We start from the raw sequence: 23,106 nt of genomic DNA on the forward strand, positions 1-23,106 counted from the left end.
GAGTTGCCTACGGGTCACGACCACAGTCCTACCGGATCCCACTCCGCGAAGAGTGAAGAACTCAGAAGCTGATCACGACATCACACAGGCCCTAGCAGGGCGGGCCGCGCCCGGCGCTTCGTACCCCCTCCGGTCCCCGTACGCCGGCGGCCGCCGCGTCGCAGGCGGCGGCCGGGGGCGGGTTCGGGCTCAGCGGCGGTAGAGCCAGCCCGAGACGACGTGGCCGATGAAGAGGTAGACCACGGCCGCCAGGCCGTACCCGACCACCACCTGGACCCACTCGCGGTCGAAGGTGAACAGGTCGTACGACCAGCCGGCGAGCCAGGTCGCGGCGTCGTGGACGAAGTCGACGAACGCGTTCCCCCGGTTGGCGTCCAGCAGGTAGAGCAGGATCCACAGGCCGATCACGAAAGCCAGCACGTCGGCCAGCACGGCGACGGCCCGGCCCAGGCCGCTACCTCGGGCGGGTGCTCTGGTGTATGTCCGCATGTCCCGCGTCTTGCCGCCGCGCGGCGGAACAAACCCCGAACGGGTCCCCCGAGTAGCGGAGTCACGCGGCCCGGGACAGGCTGCGGAGGACACCTCAGTCCCCGGAGGCAACCGTGTCCCAACCCACCACGACCGTCCGAATCCGCCGCGCGCTGACGGCGGCCCTGCTCTCCTGCGCGCTCCTGGCCGGTGCGACCGCCTGTGGTTCCGGCGGCGGCTCCGGCGCGGGGGCGAGGGCCGAGAACGACGACGTCTCGGTCGCCGTGGCCGCCTTCGCCGAAGCCGAAGGGGCCGCCTCGGCCGCGGACGCGCAGGCGGCCGCCGCCGAGCCGACGCCCAGCACCTCGGCCGAGCGGCAGAAGTTCGCCAAGACCCGCTTCGTCGCCAACGCCGGTCTCGCGGCCGGGGCGACGTACCAGTGGATCATCAAGCCGTACAAGGCGGGCACCTTCAAGAAGGGCGCGAAGGGCCGTACGTTCGCGCTCGTCAAGGCCGGTCTGGCCGGCGCCTTCGCCTACAACCGGCTCAAGGCGGCCCTGAACAACGCCAAGGGCGACCCGCTGCTGTCGAAGGCGGTGGCCCCGCTGACGGCGGGCATCGAGTCCCTCAAGGGCCTCGGCTCCAAGCTCCGCAAGGGTGACGCGAACGACGCCGACATCAGTTCCTTCCAGAACGTCATCGGCGGTGTGAAGGACGCGGGCAAGAGCGCCGGCGCCCCCGTACAGGACCAGGTCCCGAGCCTGTCCCAGCTGCGCGGATAGGGGGCCTCCGGCGGGCCGGAGGGCGGCTGCACCCGCCCTCCGGCCCGTGATTTGTGCGGTGCACGGCCGGAACCCAAGATGGGCGGATGTTCGGATTCCTCTTCCTCGCCGTCGTGGCCGCGGTGACCGGCCTGCTGCTGAGACGCGTACGGCGCCGGCGAGCGGCGGCCGGCCCGCCCGCCGGCATCCCCTGCATGGCCCGCCACCCCGCGGGCCGCGGGCGCTGGCGGGCCGGCCGGGTGTACGCCGACCAGGGCGCGGCCCGCTGGCTCCCCCGGCGGGGCCCGGCCGTCGGCCTGTCCGACGCCCGCACCACCGGCGTCCGGCCGCCGTCGGTACGGGAGGGGCTCTCCATCAACCCCGGCTCCCGCATCGTCGGCTGCGCGATCGCGGCCGGCCCGGACATCGAGATCGCGGTGATGCCGCAGGACCTGGCGGAACTGCTGGCGGCGGTGCCGCAGGCCGGGGCGGAGGACGCCGGTTAGCTGTTGAGCTCCGCGAGGACGCGGAGGGTGTGCGGGTCGGGGGCGGTGACGAGCAGGTCGGTGACCGGGCCCTTGCGCCAGAGGTCGAGCCGCTCCGCGATCCGCTCGCGCGGCCCGATCAGGGAGATCTCGTCCGCGAACGCGTCGGGGACCGCCAGCACCGCCTCCTCCTTGCGGCCGGCCAGGAAGAGGTCCTGGATCCGGCGGGCATCCTCCTCGTACCCCATCCGGGCCATCAGGTCGGCGTGGAAGTTGCGGGCCGCGTGGCCCATGCCGCCGATGTAGAAGCCCAGCATCGCCTTCACCGGCAGCAGCCCTTCCGCGACGTCGTCGCAGACCTCGGCCCGGGCCATCGGCGCGATCATGAAGTCCTCGGGGAGCGCGGTGAGGGAGGTCTGGTAGACGTCGGTGCGGGCGGGCGACCAGTACAGGGGCAGCCAGCCGTCCGCGATCCGGGTGGTCTGGGCGATGTTCTTCGGGCCCTCCGCGCCGAGCAGGAGGGGCAGGTCCGGGCGCAGCGGGTGGGTGATGGGCTTGAGGGCCTTGCCGAGCCCGGTGCCGTCGGCGCCGCGGTACGGGTGACTGTGGAAGCGGCCGTCGAGGGCGACGGGGGCCTCGCGGCGCAGCACTTGGCGGATGACGTCGACGTACTCCCGGGTCGCGGTGAGCGGGCTCGCCGGGAACGGGCGCCCGTACCAGCCCTCCACCACCTGCGGCCCCGACAGGCCGAGGCCCAGCATCAGCCGGCCGCCCGAGAGGTGGTCCAGGGTCAGCGCGTGCATGGCCGTGGCGGTGGGGCTGCGGGCGGCCATCTGTGCGATGGCGGTGCCGAGCCGGATGCGGGAGGTGTGCGCGGCGATCCAGGTCAGCGGGGTGAAGGCGTCGGACCCCCAGGCCTCGGCGGTCCACACCGAGTCGTACCCGAGCCGTTCCGCCTCCGTCGCGAGGGCGAGGTGGTCCCGGCCGGGCCCGCGGCCCCAGTAGCCGAGTGCGAGTCCCAGGCGCATGTCGGTCCCCCTGTGCGTGTCCGTGAGTCCCCGCGGACCGGTGGTCCGCCGCCGGGCTGAGCTGACGGTGCGTCAGGGGACTGTAGGGCAAAGGCCCCCCGCCCGGAAGGGCGGGGGGCCTTGGGGACGCCCGGGGAGTCAGCCGCGCTGGATGCCCGAGGTGTCGTTCAGCACGCCGCGGCGGCCGTCCTGGGTCTGGGCGATCAGGGTGGACTCGCCGCGCTGCTCGACGGCCAGGTACCAGGTACCGGGGGCGAGTTCCGCGATCGGGGTGGGCGAGCCGTCCTCCGGGAAGAGCGGCCGGGCCACCGGGACGGCGAACCAGAACGGGGAGAAGTCCGCCGCCGGCGCGGGGGCCGGGGCCGCGTCCTGCGGGCCGGGGGCGGACGTCGGGGTGCCGCCGTACGGCGGCACCGGCTGCGGGGCGGACCCGTACGGCTGCTGCTGGGCGCCCGGGTAGCCGTACCCGGCGCCGGGCTGGCCACCGTACGGCGGGACGGCCGTCGGCCGCTGCTCCGGGATGAGCTGACCGGCCAGCGCCGGGATCTTCGGCCCGGCGACGGCCACCCCGGCCAGCGCGAGGACGGCGAGGAAGGACAGGATGCAGCCGGCGCCGAGGTCCACCCTGGGCGGGCAGACGATCAGGGCCCAGAGCGCGTTCCACGCGGCCGCGACGGCGAGCACCGTGCCCCAGGTGGCCAGGGGCAGGCCGAGGACCTTGCGGGACTCCGGCTGGAAGCGCGCGGCGATCAGCAGCCCCGCCGCGACGAAGCCGAGCAGGAAGACGGCGGGCAGGGCGAGGCCGCTGTAGTCGGTGTTCCACACGCTCGGCATGTCGGCGCCGGTGACGGTGTAGAAATCGAGGAACGAGGCGATGAACAGCAGCACCGCTGCTCCGATCACCACGCCGTCGCCTCGAGTGAGGGAGCGGATGTTCACGTCTTAGGTGTCCTTCTCGGTCTCGGTCGTCTCGTGGTGCCGCGGTCGCAGATCAGAGCTGGAGCGGGGCGGGCGGCACCATGGTACGGAGGTTTTCCGTGGCCGAGAGGGCCGGGGCGGCGGGCGGCCCCGGAGAGGACCTACCCGCCCAGGAACCCGACGATGCCGTCCGCGATGCCCTGCGCGGCCTTCTGGCGCCACTGCGGACTCTTCAGCTGCGCAGCGTCCTTGCTGTCACGCATGTTGCCGCATTCGATGAACACCTTGGGGCGGGTTGAGAGGTTCAGTCCGCCCAGATCGTCACGGATGACCAAACCGGTGCCGCCGCCGAGGTAGTTGGCCGGGCTGAATCCCGTCGTACGGGCGAAGTTGCTCGCGATGCGTTCGCCGAGCATCCGGGAGGGCTCCACGATCTTCGCGGTGTCCGCCTTCCCGCTCTTGACCTCGGCCGGGAGGATCACGTGGTAGCCGCGGCTGCCTTCGGAGACGCCGTCCGCGTGGACGGAGACGACGGCGTCGGCCTTGGCCTCGTTGCCGATGCGGGCCCGCTCGTCGATGCAGGGGCCCCAGGCGCGGTCCGTTTCGTGGGTGAACACCACCTTGAGGCCCTTGGCCTCCAGGACGGTGCGCAGCCGGCGGGAGACGTCCATGGTGAACTCGGCTTCCATGTAGCCCGAGTTGGTGGTCGTGCCGGTGGTGTCGCACTCCTTGAGGTTGGTGCCGATGTCCACCTGGCGGTCGATCTCGGTGGTGTGGTCGAAGTTGCCGGTGTTGTGGCCGGGGTCGATGACCACGGTCCGGCCGGCCAGCGGCCCCTTGGCGGGCGGCTGCGCGGAGGGGGTGGTGGGGCCGGCGGCCGAGGCGCCGGCCGCCGGGTTCGGCTTGCCGTCCAGGCCGGTGGCGTGGGAGGCGGGCAGCGGAACGGCCCGGGGCGGCTGCCGGTCCGCGTCGGACCCGGTCAGGGCCTGGGTCAGCACCCAGGCCGCCAGCGCGGCCGGGACCAGGGACGCGACCGCGATGGTCAGGGCGGAGCGGCGCACGAACCAGCGCCGGTCCGGGCTGATCGAAGAGGCGGACTCCGGGGGCGGGGGACTGTCGTCGTAGCGCACGTCGCGATGCTAGACCGCCCCCGCCCCGGGAGGCCGGGGCTGGGCCATCCGAGGGCGTGGTCGGCTTATATGCCCGAAGCCGGTGTGCCTGTGGGGCGTCAGATGCCTTCGCGGGTGCGCCGCAGGACGCGCAGCGAGTCGGTCACCGAGACCTCCTCGAAGGCCCCGGAGGCGAGCGCGCGCAAGTAGATCCGGTACGGGGCCTGCCCGCCGTCGGCCGGGTCCGGGAAGACGTCGTGGATCACCAGGGTGCCGCCCACCGCGAGGTGCGGGGCCCAGCCTTCGTAGTCGCCGTTCGCGTGCTCGTCGGTGTGGCCGCCGTCGATGAAGACGAAGCCGAGCGGACCGCCCCAGGCGGCCGCGACCTGCGGGGACCGGCCGACGATCGCGATCACGTGCTCCTCCAGGCCGGCCCGGTGCAGGGTGCGGCGGAAGGCCGGCAGCGTGTCCATCAGCCCGATCTCGGGGTCCACCACCGTCGGGTCGTGGTACTCCCAGCCGGGCTGCTGCTCCTCGCTGCCCCGGTGGTGGTCGACGGTGAGGGCGGCCACGCCCGCCTCGCGGGCGGCGTCGGCCAGCAGGATGGTGGAGCGGCCGCAGTACGTGCCGACCTCCAGCAGCGGCAGGCCGAGCGCGGCCGCCCCGGAGGCGGCGGCGTACAGGGCGAGCCCCTCGCCCACGGGCATGAACCCCTTGGCGGCCTCGAAGGCGGCGAGGGTCTCCGGCTTGGGGCTGGCCATGGTGTTCCTCCTGCTGAGCGGGGTGCGCGTGGGCGGCCCATGGTGCCCTACCGCCCGGTAGGCCACCACGGCCGGGGTCCGGCTCGGCAGGAGCGGGCGGCGGGTGCGGGGCGATTTCCGCTCCTGCGGGGGAAGCCGGGGCATTGCGGCCCGGCGGACGCCATGGCGTGATTACGCTCGGCGACAGACGAACACGTACGCCGCAGGGCGTGTACCTGGAAGTGACCGCTCCATGGTCAGCAGTCGCGAACTCGATCCCGGCGCCTCGCCGCTGGACTACTACGGCGCGGAACTGCGCCGCTTCCGGGAAGACGCCGGACTGAAACAAGCGCAGCTCGGGAGCAGCGTCTTCTGCACCGGCTCGCTGATCGGCATGATCGAGAAGGCCCGCCGGGTGCCGACCCGGGACTTCTCCGAGCGGGTGGACGCGGCGCTCGGCACGGGCGGCTTCTTCTCCCGGCTGGTGGGGCTGGTGCTGCGGAGCCAGCTGCCGACGTGGTTCCAGGCGTACGCGGAGATGGAGGCGCGGGCCGGGTACATCTCCACCTTCCAGGCGCAGTTGGTCTACGGCCTGTTGCAGACCCCGGCGTACGCACGGGCGGTGCTGGGGGCACGGAGCGGCGGCGACCTCGACGCGAAGGTGGCCGCGCGGCTGGACCGGCAGCGGATCCTGGACCGCGAGGACCCGCCGCTGATGTGGGTGGTGATGGGCGAGGCCGTCCTGCACCAGGAGATTGGCGGCCGGGAGGTCATGCGGGAGCAACTGGCCCATCTGCTGGAGCGGCAGCGGCGGGAGTGGGTGCAGGTGCAGATCCTGCCGTTCGAGGCGGGCGCCCATGTCGGGCTCGATGGTTCGTTCACCCTGCTGCGGTTCGACGACGGGCACGACATGCTCTACACCGAGGACTTCGTCCAGGGACATATGACGGCCAATCCGCAAACCCTCAGGGAGGGTGCGCTCCGATACGATCTTCTACAGGCCGCCGCGCTCTCCGTGGAGGACTCGGCGGCACGGATCGCCCGCGTAATGGAGGAGCGTTATGGACACCATCCAGCACATGACGGGCCCGTCGTGGCGTAAGTCTTCGTACAGCTCCGACACCGGCGGTGACTGCGTCGAGTGCGCCCCGCTCGGCGCAGCCGCTTGGCGTAAGTCTTCGTACAGCGGGACCACCGGCGGTGAGTGCGTCGAGGTCGCCGCCCAGCCCTGCCTCGTCGCCGTCCGGGACTCCAAGGACCCCGGCGGCCCCGCCTTCACCGTGAGCCCGGACGCCTTCGCGGTGTTCGTGCGCGGCCTCTGAAACGGGTTCCGGGCCCGGTTCCGGCGTGAGGTCGACCCCTCGCGCCGGAACCGGGCCTTCGTCGTGTCCGGCGCCGGACCGCGAGTTCGGCCGGAACCGGGGGCGATCTGACCTTCCGTCAGAATGGAACGTGTTCTAGCCTGCCGCGCATGGGCATCGGAATCACGCAAGAGCAACGGGAGTTGGCCGACGCCGTGCGCGGGTGGATCGCGCGGGCCGCGCCGGCCGAGGAAGCGCGCAAGCTGCTCGACGCCCCGCCGCAGACCGGGGCGCGGCCCGGGTACTGGGACGCCCTGGCCGGCTCCGGGCTGCTGTTTCCGCACCTGGAGGGCGGGACCCTGCTCGACCTCGCCGTCGTCGTGGAGGAGGCCGCCCGGGCGGCGCTGCCCGGGGCCTACCTGCCGAGCGCGCTGGCGTCCGTACTCCTGGAGCGGGCCGGGGCCGAGCCGCTCGGCGGGCGGGTGGGCGCCGTCGCGCTCGGGCCCGGGACCGTGACCGCCGTCGCCGCCAAGGGGGGCGGCCACCTGCTGGACGGCCTCGCCCCGCCCGTACTCGGCGCCGGGGAGGCGGAGCTCGTGCTGCTCGCCGCCGGGACCGGGCACGGGACGCGCTGGTTCGCCGTCGACTCCGCCGCCCTGGAGGTCCGCACCCACGACAGCGCCGACCCGACCCGGCCCACCGCCGAGGTGCGGGCGAGGACGGTCACCGTACCGGCGGGGCGGCTGCTGGAGCTGGACCCCGACCTGGTGCGGGACACGGCCTGCGCGCTGTTCGCCGCCGACGCCTGCGGGACCGCCGCCCGGGCGGTGCACACCGCAGCCGAGTACGCGAAGGTGCGCGAGCAGTTCGGCCGGCCCATCGGGCAGTTCCAGGGCGTCAAACACCTGTGCGCCGACATGCTGGTGCGGCTGGAGCAGGCCCGGGCGCTGGCCTGGGACGCCGCCCGGGTACTGGACGGACCCGGAGGCGCGCGCTCGCTCGTGACGGCGCTCGCGGCCGCGACCGCCCTGGACGCCGCCTACTCCTGCGCCAAGGACTGCATCCAGGTGCTCGGCGGGATCGGCTTCACCTGGGAGCACGACGCGCACGTCCAACTGCGCCGGGCGGTCGTCGCCCGCCAGCTGCTCGGCCCCGGCGACGCCCACCGGCTGCGGGCCGCCGGGTACGCGGCGGCCGGTGCGCGGCGGGAGCTGCGCCTGGAACTCCCGGCGGAGGCGGAGGCGTACCGCACCAGGGCCCGCGGCGTCATCGGGCGGGCGCGGGGCCTCGATCCGGCGGCCGCCCGCAGGGTGCTGGCGCCGACCGGCTACGCCGCCCCGTACCTGCCGCCGCCGTACGGGCTGGGTGCCCGGCCCGTCGAACAGCTGGTGGTGGAGCAGGAACTGGCGGCGGCCGGGGTCCGGCTCGCCGACCTCGGGATCGCCACCTGGGTCGTGCCCTCGCTGCTCGCCTACGGGAGCGCACGCCAGCGGGAGACGTACCTGCTGCCCACCCTGCGCGGGGACGTGACCTGGTGCCAGCTCTTCTCGGAGCCGGACGCGGGCTCGGACCTGGCCTCGTTGCGCACCAGGGCGGAACCGGCGGCCGGGGGCGGCTGGACCGTCAACGGACAGAAGGTGTGGACGAGTTCCGCGCACAGCGCCGACTTCGGGATCCTCCTCGCCCGGACCGACCCGCAAGCGCCCAAACACAAGGGCCTCGGGTACTTCGTGGTCGACATGCGCACGCCCGGCATCGACGTCCGGCCCCTCAAGGAGATCACCGGGGAGGCGCTCTTCAACGAGGTCTACTTCGACGACGTCGCGCTCCCGGCCGACGCGCTGGTGGGGGCGGCCGACGAAGGCTGGAAGGTGGCCCGCAACACCCTCGGCAACGAACGCGTGCACATGGCGGACCAGATGACCTTCGACACGGGGCTGGAGGCGCTGATCGCCTCCTGCGCCGCCGGACCGGACGACTCCTACCGGCTGCGGATCGGCGCGCTGGCCGCCGAGGCGCACGCGCTGGCCTGCATCGGCCTGCGGACCACGCTGCGGCAGGTGTCGGGGCTGGAACCGGGCGCGGGTGCGTCCGTACGCAAACTCGTCCAGACCCCGCACCAGCAGCGACTGGCCGAACTGGCGCTGGAACTGCTGGGACCGGCGGGCGCGGTGTGCGAGGGGGCGGGGGAGCGGGCGGTGCACGGGATGCTCATGTCCCGCTGTCTGACCATCGCCGGGGGCACCACGCAGGTCCAGCTGAACGTCGTCGCCGAGCGGATCCTCGGCCTTCCCAGGGACTGACGGAGGAGTGGCAGGGATGAAGTCGTACATCGTGGGCGTGGGCATGACGAAGTTCGAGAAGCCGGAGTCGCGGGACTGGCAGTACTGGGACATGGCGAAGGAGGCGGGGAGCGCGGCGCTGGCGGACGCCGGGATCGGGTACGAGCTGGTGGAGCAGGTGCCGGTGGGGTACTGCTTCCAGGCGTCGACGGCCGGGCAGCGGGCGGTGTACGAGCTGGGACTGAGCGGGGTGCCCGTCTACAACGTCAACAACAACTGCGCGACCGGTTCGACGGCGCTGATGCTGGCGCGGCAGTTCGTGGAGGGCGGGATCAGCGACTGCGTGCTGGCGCTGGGCTTCGAGAAGATGAAGAAGGGCGCGCTGGGCGGGGGCGCCGACGGCGGTGACTTCAAGGTCTCGCCGGTCGCCCGGCACTACGGGATCATGGCCGCCGGGCACGGCTTCGAAATGTCGCCGCCGACCGCGCAGATCTTCGGGAACGCGGCGCGGGAGCACATGGAGCGGTACGGGACGACGGCCGCGCAACTGGCGGCGGTGGCGGCGAAGAACCACCGGCACTCGGCGGACAATCCCAACGCGCAGTTCCGCAACGTGTACGAGGTGGACGAGATCCTCGCGGCCAAGACCATCCACGAGCCGCTGACGAAGCTGCAGTGCTCGCCGACCTCGGACGGGGCGGCGGCTGCGGTGGTGGTGTCGGAGCGGTTCGTGGTCGCTCACGGGCTGCACGACAAGGCGGTGGAGATCGTGGCGCAGGCGATGACGACGGACACGGAGGCGTCGTTCGCGTCGGGCTCGTGCATCGACGTGGTCGGCAAGCCGATGTCGGCGGCGGCGGGGCGGGCGGTGTTCGAGGCGTCGGGGCTGGGCGTCGAGGACGTGGACGTGATCGAGCTGCACGACTGCTTCTCGATCAACGAGTTGCTGACCTACGAGGCGCTGGGGATGTGCGCGGAGGGCGGGGCCGGGGAGCTGGTGCAGAGCGGGGCGACGACGTACGGGGGCCGGTGGGTGGTGAACCCGTCCGGGGGCCTGATCTCGAAGGGCCACCCGCTGGGGGCGACGGGGCTGGCGCAGGCGGCGGAGCTGGTGTGGCAGCTGCGCGGAGAGGCCGGCGGGCGGCAGGTGCCGGGGGCGGGGGTGGGGCTCGCGCACAACGTCGGGCTGGGCGGGGCGGCGGTGGTGACGCTGCTGCGGCGGTAGCCGGGGGCGGAACGAGCCCGCCCGGTTGCTTTGTCACGGTCCTGGCACAGGGTGAATTGAATACGTTCAAAACTCTGCGGCCCGTGCCTACCCTGTCCGCTCCGCCCCGGTATCCCGGGGCGGCCGACAGGGGGAGGAACCCGATGTCCGACAACGCCGACCAGGCGAAACGCGACCCGGCCGGAGGCGGGGCCGCAGCCGCAGCCCATGCGCCGGTGCCGCCGGCCGCGCCCGGGCTGCCCGGGCACGACCCCGCCGCCTGGCACCTCTGGCTGACCCACCAGCAGCAGGCCCGCTGGCAGCAGGCGCAGGCCGAGGCCGCCGCGAAGGCGGCCTCCTCGATGGGCCGCCGCGTGCGCCCCGCCGAGGCCGCCCCGATCCGTACCGTCACCCTGGTGGCCGTGCTCGTCGCCGGCCTCGCGACCGCAGTCTTCCTCGGGGACGGCGTGGGCCCGGGCCTGCTGCTCGCGGCGCTGCCCGCCATGGTGGCCGCGTACGCCTCGGCCCGCGCGGCCGGCCGTAGCCCGCGCCCGTGGACCGTGCTGTGGGCGCTCGGCTGCGTGGCGCTGCTCGCCGTTCCCGCCCTGCGCGACTCCGCTTGGCCCGCCACGCTGGCGGTCCTGGCCGCCGTGCTCCTGGCCGCGCTGGCCCTGCACGGCAGCCGGAGGTGGCCCGGCGTGCTGCTCAGCCCGCTCGGATTCCTGGGCACCGCGGCCAGCGGGACCGGCTGGGCCTGGGCGGGTGTGCGTGCGCGCGGCGGCGGGCTCGGCCGGGAGCGCTGGCTGCCCGTCGTCAAGGCGAGCGCGGTGGCCGTCGGCCTGCTGCTGGTGTTCGGGGCGCTGTTCGCCTCCGCGGACGCCGCCTTCGCGGACCTGCTGGGGGGCCTGACCCCCGACGTCTCCGTGGGGGACGGCCCGGTCCGGATTCTGCTCTTCCTGGCCGGCGCGGTCGTCGCGCTCGCCGCCGCCCGCACCGCCGCGGCTCCGCACCGCTGGGACCGCATCGCGGTGGCCCCGGGCAGGGCGCGGTCCAGGGTGGAGTGGGGCCTGCCGCTGATCGTGCTGAACCTGCTGTTCGCGGCCTTCATCGCGGTGCAGCTGGCGGTGCTGTTCGGCGGTTACGACAAGGTGCTGGAGAGCACCGGGCTCACGTACGCCGAGTACGCGCGCCAGGGGTTCTGGCAGCTGCTCTGGGCCACCGTCTTCGTCCTCGCCGTCATCGCGCTCGCGCTCCGCTGGGCGCCGCGCGGCACGGTCGGCGACCGCCGTTTCGTCCGGATCGTGCTGGGCGTTCTGTGCCTGCTGACGCTGGTCGTGGTCGCCTCCGCCGTGCGCCGGATGGACCTGTACGTCGACGCGTACGGGCTGACCAGGCTGCGGCTGTCGGTGGTCACCATGGAACTGTGGCTCGGCCTGGTGATCGCGCTGCTGATGGCGGCCGGGGCGGCGGGCGGGCGCTGGCTCGCCCGAGCGGTGGTCGGCAGTGCGGCGGCGACCGTGCTGGCCTTCGGGCTGCTCTCCCCCGACGGGATCACCGCCGAGAGCAACGTGACCCGGTTCCGGCAGGACGGCAAGATCGACCTGGCCTACGCCCGCTCGCTGTCCGCGGACGCGGCGCCCGCTCTGGACCGGCTGCCGGAGCCGCTGCGGTCGTGCGCGCTGATCGGGATCCGGGACGGATTGCGGGATGGCGGTGGCCGGCCGTGGTACGCGACGAGCCTGGGCGAGTACCGGGCGCGGACGATCCTGCGGGAGCGGCCGGTGGTGGTGACGGCCGGCGAGTGCCGGGGGCTCGGGGCGGGTGGCGGCGGCCGGGGGTAGCGGGAGCCCTCGTGTGCGGCGCCGCCGGACTCCGTCGGGGACCCCACGAGGCTGGACCGGGCCGGGTAGGGGTTACGGGACGTCCAGGGCGGGGTCGGTCGACGGTTCACCGCGGGAGGCGCGGTGGAGGGCCCGGGCCAGGTCCGCGACCGGGCCGTCGCGCAGGACCAGGCCCGTCGCGCCCGCCGCCAGGGCGGCTTCCCGCAGCCCCGCCCGGGCGGAGCCCACCGCCAGCAGGACCGCGCACTCCGGCGCCGCCTCCCGTACCTCCCGTACCCCGGCCACCGACTCCACGAGCGCCGCTGCCGGGCGGCCCAGCGGCGAGGCCACCACCTCGATGTCCTGCTCCATGCCCAGCCGCAGCGCCAGCGCCGGGTTCGCGGGCCACAGCAGGACCCGCAGGGAGCGACCGGTTCCGTCCATCCCGCCAGGGTAGGGTCCCGGCCCCGGCGCGCCGGGAAAAAACGCCGGAAACCGATGATCTGACGTTGAGTCAGCGGTCTTCCCAACTGTTGGGGGGTGCGTTATACATGGCCTCACCGGCCGCCTAGAACGCGTTCTACCCGGGCGGCGGCCCCCGCAGACGACCTCGGCGCGGCCGACGGTGCGGACGACCGCGCCGAGGTCTTCCACCCACGGAGCACCCGCTCAGCAAGGAGCAGCATCCGAATGCCGATCGATGCCGCGAAGGCCCTCGCCGCCGAACCCCGCCGCGGGGACATCGCCTGGGGCCACAAGGACGTCCAGCTCTACCACCTCGGCGTCGGCGCCGGCCGGCCCGCCACCGATCCCGACGAGCTGCGCTACACGCTGGAGTCCAAGCTCCACGTACTGCCCAGCTTCGCGACCGTCGCCGGCGCCGGCATGGCCATGCTGGGCGGCCTCGCCGCCCCCGGCATCGACGTCGACCTCGCCGCCGTCCTGCACGGCGGCCACAGCGTCGAGCTGCACCGCCCGATCCCCGTCAAGGGCCGGGCCACCTCCAGCTCCAAGGTCGCCGCCGTCTACGACAAGGGCAAGGCGGCGGTCATCGTGCTGCGCTCCGAGGTCGAGGACGCCGACGGGCCGCTGTGGACCAGCGACGCGCAGCTCTTCGTACGCGGCGAGGGCGGGTTCGGCGGCGAGCGCGGGCCCTCCGCCCGGGAGGACGCGCCCGACCGGGACCCCGACCGCACCGTCGAGCGGCACATCCGTGAGGACCAGGCGCTGCTCTACCGGCTCTCCGGCGACTGGAACCCGCTGCACGCCGACCCGGAGTTCGCCAAGCTCGCCGGTTTCGACCGGCCGATCCTGCACGGCCTGTGCTCGTACGGGATCACCCTCAAGGCCGTCGTCGACACCGTCCTGGCGGGGGACGTGTCCCGGGTCCGCGCCTACCGCACGCGCTTCGCCGGGATCGTCTTCCCGGGCGAGACCCTGCGCATCCGGATGTGGGAGGAGCCCGGCCGGGTGCGGGTGGCGGTGGCCGCCGTCGAACGGGACGACGCGCCCGTCCTCGCCGACACCGTCGTGGAACACGCGTAACCACGCCCGCCCACGTTCACGAACGAACCGAAGGAGCCGCACCGTGCGCGCAGCGCTGCAGAGCGAGATCGGCCAGGACAAGCTGGAGGTCGTCGAGGACATGGAGGCCGTGGGCTTCGGTCCCGGCAAGGTCAGGATCCGGATCAAGGCCACCGGCCTGTGCCACTCGGACCTGTCCGCGATGAGCGGCGTACTTCCGCAGCCCGCCCCCTTCGTCCCGGGCCACGAGGGCTCGGGCGAGATCACCGACGTCGGCGACGGCGTCACCCAGCTCAAGACCGGCGACCGGGTGCTGGTGTGCTGGCTGCCGCCGTGCGGCCACTGTCCCTCCTGCAAGCGCGGCCAGGGGCACCTGTGCCTGGAGGCCTTCGGGAACGTCGCCACCCCCAACTTCCGCCGCGCGGGCGGTGAGGTCTTCGGCTTCGCCGGTACCGGCACCTTCGCCGAGGAGGTCGTCGTCCCGGCCGGGTGCGCAGTGCCGATCCCCGACGACCTGCCGTACGACATCGCCGCCCTGATCGGCTGCGGCGTGACCACCGGGCTCGGCGCGGCGATCAACACCGCGAAGGTGGAGGCCGGCTCCTCGGTCGCGGTCATCGGCTGCGGCGGCGTCGGCATATCCGTCATCCAGGGTGCGAAGGTGCAGGGCGCGGCGCAGATCACCGCCGTCGACCCGGTCGCCTCGCGCCGCGAGGCGGCGCTGCGGTTCGGAGCGACGGAGGCGGTCGCGCCGGACGCCTTCGGCGACGCCAAGAACCGGATCACGGCCGGGGAGGGCTTCGACTACGTCTTCGAGGTGGTCGGCAAGTCCGCGACGACGCGGACCGCGTACGAGATGACCCGGCGCGGCGGCTCCGTCGTGGTGGTCGGCGCCGGAGCGCTGGACGACAACTACTCCGTCAACATGTTCTCGCTGTTCTTCGACGAGAAGAAGATCCTGCCCTCGATGTACGGGGGCGGTGACGTGCTCCGCTCCTACGAGCGCACCATCGCGCTGTGGCGGGCCGGCCGGGTGGACCTGGCCGGCCTCATCACGCACCGGGTGCGGCTCGGGGAGATCAACGACGCCCTCGACCAGATGCGTACGGGCGTGGCCCTGCGCACCTGCATCGAACTCTGAGCGACGAGAGGAATGCGGTAGATGTCACTGCCACTTGAGGGGCTCAGCGCCATCGTGACCGGCGCGGGCCGCGGGCTCGGCCGGGCCGAGGCGATCGAGCTGGCGCGGCTCGGGGCGAGCGTGGTCGTCAACGACTTCGGGCAGCCCGGGCGCGACGGCTCCGGGGAGGCGTCGGCGGCCCCGGCGCAGGAGGTGGCCGACGAGATCCGGGCCGCGGGCGGGCAGGCGGTGGCGCACCTCGGTGACGTGGCCGACTTCGCGCAGGCGCGCGAGCTGGTCGAGCTGGCGGTCGAGAGCTTCGGCAAACTCGACGTCCTGGTCAACAACGCGGGCATCCTGCGCGACCGGATGATCTTCTCCATGTCGGAGGAGGAGTGGGACTCGGTGATACGCGTCCACCTCAAGGGCCACTTCAACACCACCCACTTCGCCTCCGCGCACTGGCGGGAGCGGTCCAAGGCGGCGGGCGGCCCGGTCTACGGCCGGATCGTCAACACCTCCTCCGAGGCCTTCCTCGGCGGCAGCGCCGGCCAGCCGAACTACGCGGCGGCCAAGGGCGGCATCGTGGGCCTGACCACCTCGACCGCCCTGGCCCTGGCCAAGTACGGGGTCACGGCCAACGCCATCTGCCCGCGTGCCCGTACCCGGATGACCGAGGACGTGTTCGCGGGCTTCCAGGAGCCGGAGGAGGGCAAGCTGGACGCCCTCGCCCCCGAGCACGTCGCCCCGCTGGTCGGCTACCTGGCCTCACCGGCCGCCGCCAAGGCCAACGGGCAGCTGTTCGTGGTGCACGGCGGGATCGTGGTGGTAATGGAACGGCCCAAGGTGGCGGCGAAGTTCGACACGGCCAAGGAGGCGTTCGGCTTCGAGGAGCTCGACGCGCTCCTCACCGCCTACTACGACTCCCGCCCGCCGAACGAGACCTTCGCGGCGGCGGACGTCCTGAGCCTCAAGCACGGCTAGGGACTCTGCCGGGCGCCGCGCGGCCCGGCCGGGGTCCGGATCCGCCGGAAACCCCGGCCGCGGCAACTCAGTTCAGCGGGGCCTGCTGGAGCGGCACCGGGCGCGGGGCCGTGGGCGGGGCGATCCGGGCCGGGGGCGGCGGCGCCACCGGCTGGGCCAGGGTGACGATCCCGCACGGCACCTCCGGGGTGGCGTACGGGAGGCGCAGCACCCCCTGGGCCGTCCACAGGCCGGTACCCAGCCAGCCCGCCGGGGCGGAGAGCCGGAACGCGTGCCGGTCGGCCGGGCGCCACAGCGCGATGCCCTCGGGCACCCGCAGCGCCACCCCGCAGCTCTCCGGCATCAGCACCTGCCCCGGCTGCACCGCGAACGGCACCGCGTCCGCCGCCCGCAGGCACTCCGGGAAGCGGACCGGGCGCTCGCTGCCCAGCACCCCCCAGCCCAGCCGCGGCTCGCCCGGCGCGTCCGAGCGGATCAGCAGCAGCCCGCTGTCCGGCTCGGCCAGCAGCAGCCGGTCGTCGCTGCCGTCCGTGATCTGGAGCAGCGGGGTGACCTGCCCGTCCCGGGCCAGGTCCACGGCCACGGCCTTGGTGCGCCCGTCCAGCTCGCGGTCCAGCGCCAGCAGCCGCCCCGCCCGGTCCAGCCAGACGCCGCCCGAGCAGCGGCCCGGGACGACGGCCGCCCGTCGGGGCCCGCCGGGGGCTCCGGCCACCTGCCAGAGCACCGTCTCCTCGGCGCCCACCGCCAGGGCGAAGGCGCCGTGCCCGTCCGGGGACGGCGGCAGCAGGCCGACCCGTACGTCCTGCCCGGCCCGCTCGACCGCGCCCAGCGGCAGTTCGCCGGTGCGCGGCCCGGCCCCGGGGCCGCCCGTCGGGTACAGCAGCGAGAAGGCGTGCCGGTCCGCGACCCGGCGGTGGATCAGCACCCGCCCGTCGGCCAGCGGCAGCACCTCGCTGTCCGCCTCCTCCGGCTGCGCGAGCGGCAGAGGCACCGCGTACGGCTCGGGCCCGTCAAGGGTCCAGCGCTCCGGGTACCGGGCCTGGCCGGCGCCGGCCAGCCGCGCGGCGTACGCCCCGTCCGCCGCGATCGTGAACGCGGCAGCCGTCGTCATCTCGATGGCACAGACAGTCATCCGTGCGTCACCTCCGGTGAGGAAGCTAGTTTTCGCACTTCCTGCCGAACAACACGACCTTCCCGGCTTCACACATACGGGTGGCGGCGCGGCGGTTCAGGTGTGGCGCGGGGGGTCGTTGTGCTGTGCGGTGCCGAGGTCCCCCGGCACCGCGACCGGGGGCCGCCACGGACGGTAGCCTTGGCCCGTGCCCCGTCTCTCCGAAGTCATCGCCGCCCTCGACGCTCTCTGGCCCCCCGCGCGGGCCGAGCAGTGGGATGCCGTCGGCACCGTCTGCGGTGACCCCGACGCCGAAGTCACCCGGGTCCTGTTCGCCGTCGACCCCGTACGGGAGATCGTCGACGAAGCCGTCACGCTCGGCGCCGACCTGATCGTCACCCACCACCCCCTCTACCTGCGCGGCACCACCACCGTCGAGGCGGGCACCTTCAAGGGCCGCGTCGTGCACACGCTGATCAAGAACGACATCGCGCTGCACGTCGCCCACACCAACGCCGACACCGCCGACCCCGGCGTCTCCGACGCCCTCGCCGGCGCCCTGGACCTGCGCGTCACCGGCCCCCTCGTGCCCGACCCCACCGACCCCGCGGGCCGCCGCGGCCTCGGCCGGATCTGCGAACTCGACCACCCCGAGACCCTGCGCGACTTCGCCGCCCGGGCCGCCGCCCGGCTGCCGCACACCGCGCAGGGCATCCGCTTCGCCGGCGACCCGGACGCGCTGATCCGCACCGTCGCCGTCAGCGGCGGCTCCGGCGACAGCCTGTTCGCGCAGGTCCGCGCGGCGGGCGTGGACGCCTTCCTCACCGCCGACCTGCGCCACCACCCCGCGTCCGAGGCCCGCGGGCAGAGCCCGCTCGCGCTCCTCGACGCCGCCCACTGGGCCACCGAGTGGCCCTGGTGCGAGCAGGCCGCCGCGCAGCTCGACGCGATCTCCGAGCGCCACGGCTGGGGTCTGCGCACCCACGTCTCGCGCACGGTCACCGACCCGTGGACGGCGCACGCGCCGTCCGTCACCTCCCCTACCAACCCTGGAGCCCCCAACTGAACGCCGAGCCCGCCGACCAGATCCGACTTCTCGACGTCCAGGCCCTGGACGTCCGGCTGTCTCAGCTCGTCCACAAGCGCAAGTCGCTGCCCGAGCACGCCGAGGTCGACTCCCTGACCAAGGACCTCACCCAGCAGCGGGACCTGCTCGTCGCCGCCCAGACGCAGGCCAGCGACGCCGCCCGGGAGCAGACCAAGGCGGAGCAGGACGTCGACCAGGTCCGCCAGCGCGCGGCCCGCGACCAGGCGCGACTGGACTCCGGCGCGGGCATCTCGGCCCGGGACCTGGCGAACCTCCAGAGCGAGGTCGTCTCCCTCGCCAAGCGGCAGGGCGACCTGGAGGACGTGGTCCTGGAGGTCATGGAACGCCTGGAGGCCGCGCAGGCGCGCGTCACCGAACTGACCGAGCGGGTCTCCGGCCTGGAGGCCAAGCTCGCGGACGCCACCGCGCGCCGCGACGCCGCCACCGCCGAACTCGACGCCGAGGCCGCGGGCATCGCCAAGGACCGCGAGGTCATCGTCGCCTCGATGCCGGACGCGCTGATGGCCCTGTACGAGAAGATCCGCGCCAAGCAGGGCGGGGTCGGCGCCGCGCGCCTGTACCAGCGCCGCTGCGAGGGCTGCCGCCTGGAGCTCGACATGGCCGAGGTCAACGAGATCAAGGCCGCCGCCCGCGACCAGGTCGTACGACACGACAACTGCGGCCGCATCCTGGTCCGTACGGCGGACTCGGGCATCTGATGCCGAGGCTTGTCCGGTTCGTCGTGGAGGCGGACGGCGGGTCCCGGGGCAACCCGGGGCCCGCCGGCTACGGCGCGGTGGTCCTCGACCCGGCCACGGGCGAGACGCTGGCCGAGCGCGCCGAGTACATCGGCGTCGCGACGAACAACGTGGCCGAGTACAAGGGGCTCATCGCCGGGCTGAAGGCCGCCCGCGAGCTGGCGGCGGACGCGGTGGTCCTCGTACGGATGGACTCCAAGCTCGTCGTCGAGCAGATGTCGGGCCGCTGGAAGATCAAGCACCCGGACATGAAGCCGCTGGCCACCGAGGCGGCCACGATCCTGCCGCGCGCGCAGGTGACGTACGAGTGGATCCCGCGCGAGCGCAACAAGCACGCGGACCGGCTCGCGAACGAGGCGATGGACGCGGGCAAGCGCGGCCGGCAGTGGGAGCCGTCGGCCTCCTCCGCCGCCCTGGACACCTCGGCGGCGCGCGCCCTGGCGACCCCGCCGCCCGCGGGCCCGCCCGGCGACGCCACGGCCGGAGCGGCCGCGGTCCGCGCGGCCCTCGCCGCCTCTTCCGGTACGCCGGCCCCCGCGGCGGGGGCCGAGCAGGCGGCGGACACCCTGTTCGCGGAGCCCGGCCCGGCCACGGCGGCGCCGTCGGCCGGATGGGGTCCCGACCTGGGTACCCCGGCCACCTTCGTGCTGCTGCGCCACGGCGAGACCGCGCTGACCCCGCAGAAGCGCTTCTCCGGCAGCGGCGGCACCGACCCCGAGCTGTCCCCGGCCGGCCGCCGCCAGGCCGCCGCGGTGGCCGGGGCGCTCGCCGCGCGGGGCACCGTCGAGGCCGTCGTCAGCTCCCCGCTGCGCCGCTGCCGGGAGACCGCGCAGGCCGTCGCCGACCGGCTCGGGCTGCCGGTCGTGGTCGAAGAGGGCCTGCGCGAAACGGACTTCGGCGCCTGGGAGGGGCTCACCTTCGCCGAGGTGCGGGAGCGGTTCCCGGACGACCTCCAGGCGTGGCTGGACTCCCCGAGGGCGGCCCCCTCGGGCGGCGGCGAAAGCTTCACCGCCGTCACCCGCCGGGTCTCCGCCGCCCGCGACCGCCTGCTGACCGCGTACGCGGGCCGCACGGTGCTGCTGGTCACGCACGTGACCCCGGTCAAGACGCTGGTCCGGCTCGCGCTCGGCGCGCCCCCGGAGTCCCTGTTCAAGATGGAACTGTCGGCCGCCTCCCTCTCGGCGGTGGCCTACTACGCCGACGGCAACGCCTCGGTCCGCCTCCTGAACGACACCTCGCACCTGCGCTGAACCCCGCAACGCCGGAGCCCCCGCCACAGACGTGGCGGGGGCTCCGGCATACGTACGGCGAGGACAGACGAGCCGGCCTGTACGCCGGGTTCTGTCGCCCGGAGACCTCGCGGTCGCCGGGGAGACGGCCATCCATCTAGGACCGGCGTTGCCGCCGGCCTCGTGCGGTCTACCCGCGAACTCGGGCGGGCAGCCCTCGGACGTTCGCGCAGGGCCGTCCGAGAACGACCCCTCTTGACCTTGCTCCGGGTGGGGTTTACCGAGCCGCCTGAGTCACCTCAGGCGCTGGTGGTCTCTTACACCACCGTTTCACCCTTACCGGGGACCGAAGCCCCCGGCGGTCTGTTTTCTGTGGCACTGTCCCGCGGGTCACCCCGGGTGGGCGTTACCCACCACCCTGCCCTGTGGAGCCCGGACGTTCCTCGGCGGGATCCAAGGACCCCGACGCGGCCGCCCGGCCGACTCGTCTGTCGTGCCGCCCATGCTACCGGCTGCGCCGTGACGGCTTGACCGGCCGCTCGGGGGGTCGGGGCGGGTGGGGGCGGTGCGGTTTCATGCCGATGAGCCGGGGGCGGTGGTCGCCGCGCTGCGGCCGTCCGCACCCCCGTGACGGGCTGCCGCGGCGCGGGCCGTGGGGTGAGGGTGACAAGCCGGGGCCGGGTTGTCTTGTCGAAAACGGCGCCGGGGGGCGATCCGCCGGGCAGCCGCTACAGGAGGACGCTGGTGATGCGGCCCGGCATCCGGTCCAGGAGCGGACTGCGCGCCGGCCTGCCCCCGGGCTCGGTGAAGGCGGAGGGGGTCAGGCCGGTCAGGCCCTTCACGTCCTGAGGTGGGCCTGGCCGTGGTAGCCGCAGGCCGCGGCGACCCGGGCCGGAGCCGTGCCCGCCGCGAGCCGGCGCAGGGCGTGCTGGAGCCGGAACAGCCGGGCGACCGCCTTCGGCGACAGTCCGACCTGCTCCCGGAACCGCGCCCGCAAGGTCCGGGCGCTCCACCCGCACTCCGCGGTCGCCCGGACAGCGAACCGCCGTCCAGCCAGAGCCGGGCCAGCGCCCCCCGCGCCTTGGGCGCGACGGCCGGGCCCCGCTCGCGCAGCCGGGCGGTGAAGACGGCGTCCAGCAGACCGAAGCGCTCGTCCCACGTGGCCGGCGACCGGAGCCGTTCGGCCAGGTGGCGTTCGGCGGGGCCGAGCACCTCGGCGAGGTCCACCCGGGTGTCCTGGAAGTGCACCATCGGGATCCCGGCGCCGAGCGGGCTCATGTTCACCTCCAGGCCGTGCACCGCACCCGCGTGCACGCCGACCGCCGGGACCGTGCGAGGCCCGCTGATCAGGGCGGGGGACGCCGGTCGCAGTTCGGCCGCGCCCAGCCCGTCGGTGGCACGGGAGATCCACAGGCCCTCGCCGAAGGTGAAGACGAGCGCGACGAAGCCGGTGGGCAGGTCCAGCCTGCGCCGGGGCGCGCTGAATTCCGTACGGAAGCCGAGGCAGTTGACGATGTGCGGGCGCAGCGCGGGGGCGGGGGGTCTCGTAGGCGTGTCGACGGAACCCGTCTGCGGCCCCTCCCCGCGGCGTTGCGCGGCCCGTCGGGCGCGCTGCGCCGATCACGACAGCCGGCGGACGGCCTGTTCTAGGCGGGAGCGAAGAGGATTTTCGCCGTGCCGGGGTCGGCCCGGGTCAGCCGGACCCGGATGCGTTCGCCCAGCGGCAACCGCGTGGTCGGGGACTCGACGCGGCCCACCACCGCCGGGTCCGTCAGGCAGACCGTGCCGACCAGGGGTTCGTGTTCCCTGACGTCGATCACCGTCGCCTCGAAGGTCTCGCCGACCCGGTCCTTGAGCAGGGCCGCCTCCACCAGGTCCACGCACTCACGCTCGGCGGTGTTGGCCAGCCGGGTGCCCTCCGCCATCTCGTGCGGCAGCGCCTCCAGCGCGGCGACGGCCCACTCCGGCGGCTCGGCCCCGGCGGACGCCGCCGCGCTCAGCTCCCCGGCGTACCGGTCGACGAGCCGGCGCAGCGGGGCGGTGCAGTGCGCGTACGGGGCGGCCACGGCGGCGTGCAGCAACGGATCGGGGGTCACGCCGGGGGTGAAGGGCGTGTACCCGGCGCCGCGCAGCAGGGTCGTGCACTCCTGGAGGAAGGCGGCGTGGGCGGGCCGGTCCGGGTCGAGCGAGCGGACGAGTTCCGCGTACGGGACGTGGTGGGGCCAGTCGATCCGCAGGGCCTTCGCCGCGCGCCGCAGCCGGCCGACCGCGCCGTCGGGGGCGCTCGGCAGGGTGCGCAGGATCCCGGTTCCGGCTGCGAGCATCAGCTCGGCGGCGGCCATGCCCGTCATCAGGGAGATCTGGGCGTTCCAGCCGTCCGCCGGCAGCGGGGCCCGGTAGGCGAGGGAGTACGAGCCGTCCTGCGCGACGACCTCCTGCTCGGGCACGGCCAGCGAGATGCCGCCGCGTTCCTCCTCCAGGGCCTCGCGGAGCATTCCGATGACCTTGAGCAGCGCCACGGACTCGTCCGCCGTGCCGGAGTCGACGGCCCGCTGGACGGTGGCGTAGTCGAGCTTCGCCCGGCTGCGGACCAGGGCCCGGCGCACCTCGGCGCTCTCCACCCGGCCCTCGGCGTCCAGGTCGAACCGCCACACCAGCGCGGGCCGGGTCCGGTCGGGCAGCAGGCTGGCCGCGCCCTCCGAGAGCACGGCCGGGTGCAGCGGGACCTTCCCGTCGGGGAAGTAGAGGGTGGTGACCCGGCGGTGGGCTTCGGCGTCGAGGGCGCCGCCGGGGGTGACGAAGGCGGCGACGTCGGCGATGGCGTAGTGCACGCGGTAGCCGCCGGAGGGACGTTTCGCCAGGTGCATGGCCTGGTCGAGGTCGACGGAGCCGGGCGGGTCGACGGTGAAGAAGGGGATGCCGGTCGCGTCGGCCGACGGGAGCCGGGGATGGGCGGCGGCCCGTTCCGCCTCGGCGAGCACGGCGGCGGGGAACTGCGCCGGAACGTCCAGCCCCGTCCGCAGTGCGCGCAGCGCGGCCCGCAGGGCAGCCCCGTCTGCGCCGGTCATGTGCAGGTGACGGCGTGGCATGGACCGAGCCTATGGGGGGCGGGCCAGGGCTGCCCGTCGAGCCGCCGCGCCTGCGTTCGCAGCGGCCCGGCGGTGAGGAGCTCCGGCG

At 74.3% G+C, this 23,106-nt stretch carries 22 protein-coding genes and 1 other RNA gene; 13 read left to right on the top strand and 10 right to left on the bottom strand.

Translation table 11 applies throughout. The features are described from left to right. Positions 1-189 precede the first annotated feature (189 nt). Positions 190-489 (bottom strand): hypothetical protein, encoded by a 300-nt coding sequence (locus tag ACWGH1_RS21935; protein WP_329194873.1) that lies wholly within the window; start codon positions 487-489, stop codon positions 190-192. 113 nt (positions 490-602) lie between these two features. Here ACWGH1_RS21935 and ACWGH1_RS21940 point away from each other — a divergent pair, with 113 nt between their 5' ends. Both ACWGH1_RS21940 and ACWGH1_RS21945 read left to right on the top strand, forming a co-directional pair. Beyond that, positions 603-1,250: a hypothetical protein gene (locus tag ACWGH1_RS21940; protein WP_453357807.1), complete on the top strand. Its 648-nt coding sequence runs from the start codon at positions 603-605 to the stop codon at positions 1,248-1,250. Between the two features lie 86 nt (positions 1,251-1,336). Then, positions 1,337-1,735 carry a hypothetical protein gene (locus ACWGH1_RS21945; RefSeq protein WP_453408928.1) on the top strand — a complete coding sequence of 133 codons (399 nt, stop codon included), beginning with the start codon at positions 1,337-1,339 and terminating at the stop codon, positions 1,733-1,735. On the opposite strand, the gene ACWGH1_RS21950 is transcribed toward ACWGH1_RS21945, so the two are convergent. The 4 genes from ACWGH1_RS21950 to ACWGH1_RS21965 all read right to left on the bottom strand — a co-directional run bounded on the left by ACWGH1_RS21950 (position 1,732) and on the right by ACWGH1_RS21965 (position 5,530). Beyond that, positions 1,732-2,742 (bottom strand): LLM class F420-dependent oxidoreductase, encoded by a 1,011-nt coding sequence (locus ACWGH1_RS21950; RefSeq protein ID WP_453357751.1) that lies wholly within the window; start codon positions 2,740-2,742, stop codon positions 1,732-1,734. The genes ACWGH1_RS21945 and ACWGH1_RS21950 overlap by 4 nt on opposite strands. Before the next feature lie 138 nt (positions 2,743-2,880). Further along, positions 2,881-3,681 carry a hypothetical protein gene (locus ACWGH1_RS21955; protein WP_453408929.1) on the bottom strand — a complete coding sequence of 267 codons (801 nt, stop codon included), beginning with the start codon at positions 3,679-3,681 and terminating at the stop codon, positions 2,881-2,883. Positions 3,682-3,821: 140 nt separating this feature from the next. Next, positions 3,822-4,790, bottom strand: coding sequence for an N-acetylmuramoyl-L-alanine amidase (locus ACWGH1_RS21960; RefSeq protein WP_453408930.1), 969 nt, complete (start codon positions 4,788-4,790; stop codon positions 3,822-3,824). Positions 4,791-4,888: 98 nt separating this feature from the next. After that, a complete protein-coding gene (locus tag ACWGH1_RS21965) occupies positions 4,889-5,530 on the bottom strand; it encodes a class I SAM-dependent methyltransferase (protein WP_453356780.1) in 642 nt (213 codons plus the stop codon). Between the two features lie 232 nt (positions 5,531-5,762). Here ACWGH1_RS21965 and ACWGH1_RS21970 point away from each other — a divergent pair, with 232 nt between their 5' ends. From ACWGH1_RS21970 to ACWGH1_RS21990, 5 genes are all read left to right on the top strand, one after another. Then, complete coding sequence (locus ACWGH1_RS21970) at positions 5,763-6,611, top strand: helix-turn-helix domain-containing protein (protein WP_453356781.1); 849 nt, start codon at positions 5,763-5,765, stop codon at positions 6,609-6,611. Beyond that, the gene (locus ACWGH1_RS21975) at positions 6,571-6,831 is read left to right on the top strand and encodes a DUF397 domain-containing protein (protein ID WP_453356782.1); all 261 of its coding nucleotides are present in this window, start codon (positions 6,571-6,573) and stop codon (positions 6,829-6,831) included. The genes ACWGH1_RS21970 and ACWGH1_RS21975 overlap by 41 nt, the downstream gene beginning before the upstream one ends. 149 nt (positions 6,832-6,980) lie before the next feature. Beyond that, positions 6,981-9,113 (top strand): acyl-CoA dehydrogenase family protein, encoded by a 2,133-nt coding sequence (locus ACWGH1_RS21980; RefSeq protein WP_453408931.1) that lies wholly within the window; start codon positions 6,981-6,983, stop codon positions 9,111-9,113. 16 nt (positions 9,114-9,129) lie between these two features. Next, positions 9,130-10,317: a lipid-transfer protein gene (locus tag ACWGH1_RS21985; protein ID WP_453355371.1), complete on the top strand. Its 1,188-nt coding sequence runs from the start codon at positions 9,130-9,132 to the stop codon at positions 10,315-10,317. A gap of 143 nt (positions 10,318-10,460) precedes the next feature. Further along, on the top strand, positions 10,461-12,137 hold the full coding sequence (locus ACWGH1_RS21990) for a DUF4153 domain-containing protein (protein WP_453355370.1): 1,677 nt from the start codon (positions 10,461-10,463) through the stop codon (positions 12,135-12,137). Positions 12,138-12,209: 72 nt separating this feature from the next. On the opposite strand, the gene ACWGH1_RS21995 is transcribed toward ACWGH1_RS21990, so the two are convergent. Further along, positions 12,210-12,560 carry a DNA-binding response regulator gene (locus ACWGH1_RS21995; protein ID WP_453355369.1) on the bottom strand — a complete coding sequence of 117 codons (351 nt, stop codon included), beginning with the start codon at positions 12,558-12,560 and terminating at the stop codon, positions 12,210-12,212. A gap of 246 nt (positions 12,561-12,806) precedes the next feature. Here ACWGH1_RS21995 and ACWGH1_RS22000 point away from each other — a divergent pair, with 246 nt between their 5' ends. Genes ACWGH1_RS22000 through ACWGH1_RS22010 form a run of 3 tightly spaced genes read left to right on the top strand, consistent with a single transcriptional unit; the run spans position 12,807 to position 15,744 of the window. Continuing rightward, positions 12,807-13,661 (top strand): MaoC/PaaZ C-terminal domain-containing protein, encoded by an 855-nt coding sequence (locus ACWGH1_RS22000; RefSeq protein WP_453355368.1) that lies wholly within the window; start codon positions 12,807-12,809, stop codon positions 13,659-13,661. A gap of 43 nt (positions 13,662-13,704) precedes the next feature. Further along, positions 13,705-14,781 (top strand): Zn-dependent alcohol dehydrogenase, encoded by a 1,077-nt coding sequence (locus ACWGH1_RS22005; RefSeq protein WP_453408932.1) that lies wholly within the window; start codon positions 13,705-13,707, stop codon positions 14,779-14,781. Positions 14,782-14,802: 21 nt separating this feature from the next. Beyond that, on the top strand, positions 14,803-15,744 hold the full coding sequence (locus tag ACWGH1_RS22010; RefSeq protein ID WP_453356411.1) for a 3-oxoacyl-ACP reductase: 942 nt from the start codon (positions 14,803-14,805) through the stop codon (positions 15,742-15,744). 67 nt (positions 15,745-15,811) lie between these two features. Here the strand turns inward: ACWGH1_RS22010 and ACWGH1_RS22015 are convergent, their stop codons facing one another. Beyond that, complete coding sequence (locus tag ACWGH1_RS22015; protein WP_453356412.1) at positions 15,812-16,876, bottom strand: hypothetical protein; 1,065 nt, start codon at positions 16,874-16,876, stop codon at positions 15,812-15,814. A gap of 187 nt (positions 16,877-17,063) precedes the next feature. Between ACWGH1_RS22015 and ACWGH1_RS22020 the strand changes: the two genes are divergently transcribed. From ACWGH1_RS22020 to ACWGH1_RS22030, 3 genes are read left to right on the top strand one after another with little or no spacing between them, the layout of a single operon-like run. Beyond that, entirely contained in the window at positions 17,064-17,921 is an 858-nt protein-coding gene (locus ACWGH1_RS22020; RefSeq protein ID WP_453356413.1) for a Nif3-like dinuclear metal center hexameric protein, read from the top strand. Then, positions 17,918-18,661 carry a zinc ribbon domain-containing protein gene (locus ACWGH1_RS22025; RefSeq protein WP_453356414.1) on the top strand — a complete coding sequence of 248 codons (744 nt, stop codon included), beginning with the start codon at positions 17,918-17,920 and terminating at the stop codon, positions 18,659-18,661. The genes ACWGH1_RS22020 and ACWGH1_RS22025 overlap by 4 nt, the downstream gene beginning before the upstream one ends. Next, the gene (locus tag ACWGH1_RS22030) at positions 18,661-19,950 is read left to right on the top strand and encodes a bifunctional RNase H/acid phosphatase (protein ID WP_453408933.1); all 1,290 of its coding nucleotides are present in this window, start codon (positions 18,661-18,663) and stop codon (positions 19,948-19,950) included. The genes ACWGH1_RS22025 and ACWGH1_RS22030 overlap by 1 nt, the downstream gene beginning before the upstream one ends. A gap of 64 nt (positions 19,951-20,014) precedes the next feature. Here the strand turns inward: ACWGH1_RS22030 and rnpB are convergent. From rnpB to ACWGH1_RS22045, 3 genes are all read right to left on the bottom strand, one after another. Next, an RNA gene (gene rnpB, locus ACWGH1_RS22035) (RNase P RNA component class A) lies at positions 20,015-20,416 on the bottom strand. A 351-nt stretch (positions 20,417-20,767) separates the two neighbouring features. Further along, positions 20,768-21,553, bottom strand: a complete 786-nt coding sequence (locus tag ACWGH1_RS22040) for a helix-turn-helix domain-containing protein (protein WP_453355456.1) — start codon at positions 21,551-21,553, stop codon at positions 20,768-20,770. Between the two features lie 22 nt (positions 21,554-21,575). Continuing rightward, entirely contained in the window at positions 21,576-23,018 is a 1,443-nt protein-coding gene (locus ACWGH1_RS22045) for an RNB domain-containing ribonuclease (RefSeq protein ID WP_453355457.1), read from the bottom strand. Positions 23,019-23,106: the final 88 nt, after the last annotated feature.

It is taken from the genome of Streptomyces sp. NPDC054883 (assembly GCF_053610645.1).

Excerpts from the sequence above, each read along its gene's own strand:
- ACWGH1_RS21975 (WP_453356782.1), top strand. The coding sequence starts at position 6,571 with ATGGACACCATCCAGCACATGACGGGCCCGTCGTGGCGTAAGTCTTCG.
- ACWGH1_RS21950 (WP_453357751.1), bottom strand. The coding sequence starts at position 2,742 with ATGCGCCTGGGACTCGCACTCGGCTACTGGGGCCGCGGGCCCGGCCGG.
- ACWGH1_RS21995 (WP_453355369.1), bottom strand. The coding sequence starts at position 12,560 with ATGGACGGAACCGGTCGCTCCCTGCGGGTCCTGCTGTGGCCCGCGAAC.
- ACWGH1_RS22030 (WP_453408933.1), top strand. The coding sequence starts at position 18,661 with ATGCCGAGGCTTGTCCGGTTCGTCGTGGAGGCGGACGGCGGGTCCCGG.
- ACWGH1_RS21985 (WP_453355371.1), top strand. The coding sequence starts at position 9,130 with ATGAAGTCGTACATCGTGGGCGTGGGCATGACGAAGTTCGAGAAGCCG.
- ACWGH1_RS22000 (WP_453355368.1), top strand. The coding sequence starts at position 12,807 with ATGCCGATCGATGCCGCGAAGGCCCTCGCCGCCGAACCCCGCCGCGGG.
- ACWGH1_RS21945 (WP_453408928.1), top strand. The coding sequence starts at position 1,337 with ATGTTCGGATTCCTCTTCCTCGCCGTCGTGGCCGCGGTGACCGGCCTG.
- ACWGH1_RS21935 (WP_329194873.1), bottom strand. The coding sequence starts at position 489 with ATGCGGACATACACCAGAGCACCCGCCCGAGGTAGCGGCCTGGGCCGG.
- ACWGH1_RS21970 (WP_453356781.1), top strand. The coding sequence starts at position 5,763 with ATGGTCAGCAGTCGCGAACTCGATCCCGGCGCCTCGCCGCTGGACTAC.
- ACWGH1_RS22045 (WP_453355457.1), bottom strand. The coding sequence starts at position 23,018 with ATGCCACGCCGTCACCTGCACATGACCGGCGCAGACGGGGCTGCCCTG.
- ACWGH1_RS21965 (WP_453356780.1), bottom strand. The coding sequence starts at position 5,530 with ATGGCCAGCCCCAAGCCGGAGACCCTCGCCGCCTTCGAGGCCGCCAAG.
- ACWGH1_RS21980 (WP_453408931.1), top strand. The coding sequence starts at position 6,981 with ATGGGCATCGGAATCACGCAAGAGCAACGGGAGTTGGCCGACGCCGTG.
- ACWGH1_RS22015 (WP_453356412.1), bottom strand. The coding sequence starts at position 16,876 with ATGACTGTCTGTGCCATCGAGATGACGACGGCTGCCGCGTTCACGATC.
- ACWGH1_RS21990 (WP_453355370.1), top strand. The coding sequence starts at position 10,461 with ATGTCCGACAACGCCGACCAGGCGAAACGCGACCCGGCCGGAGGCGGG.
- ACWGH1_RS22010 (WP_453356411.1), top strand. The coding sequence starts at position 14,803 with ATGTCACTGCCACTTGAGGGGCTCAGCGCCATCGTGACCGGCGCGGGC.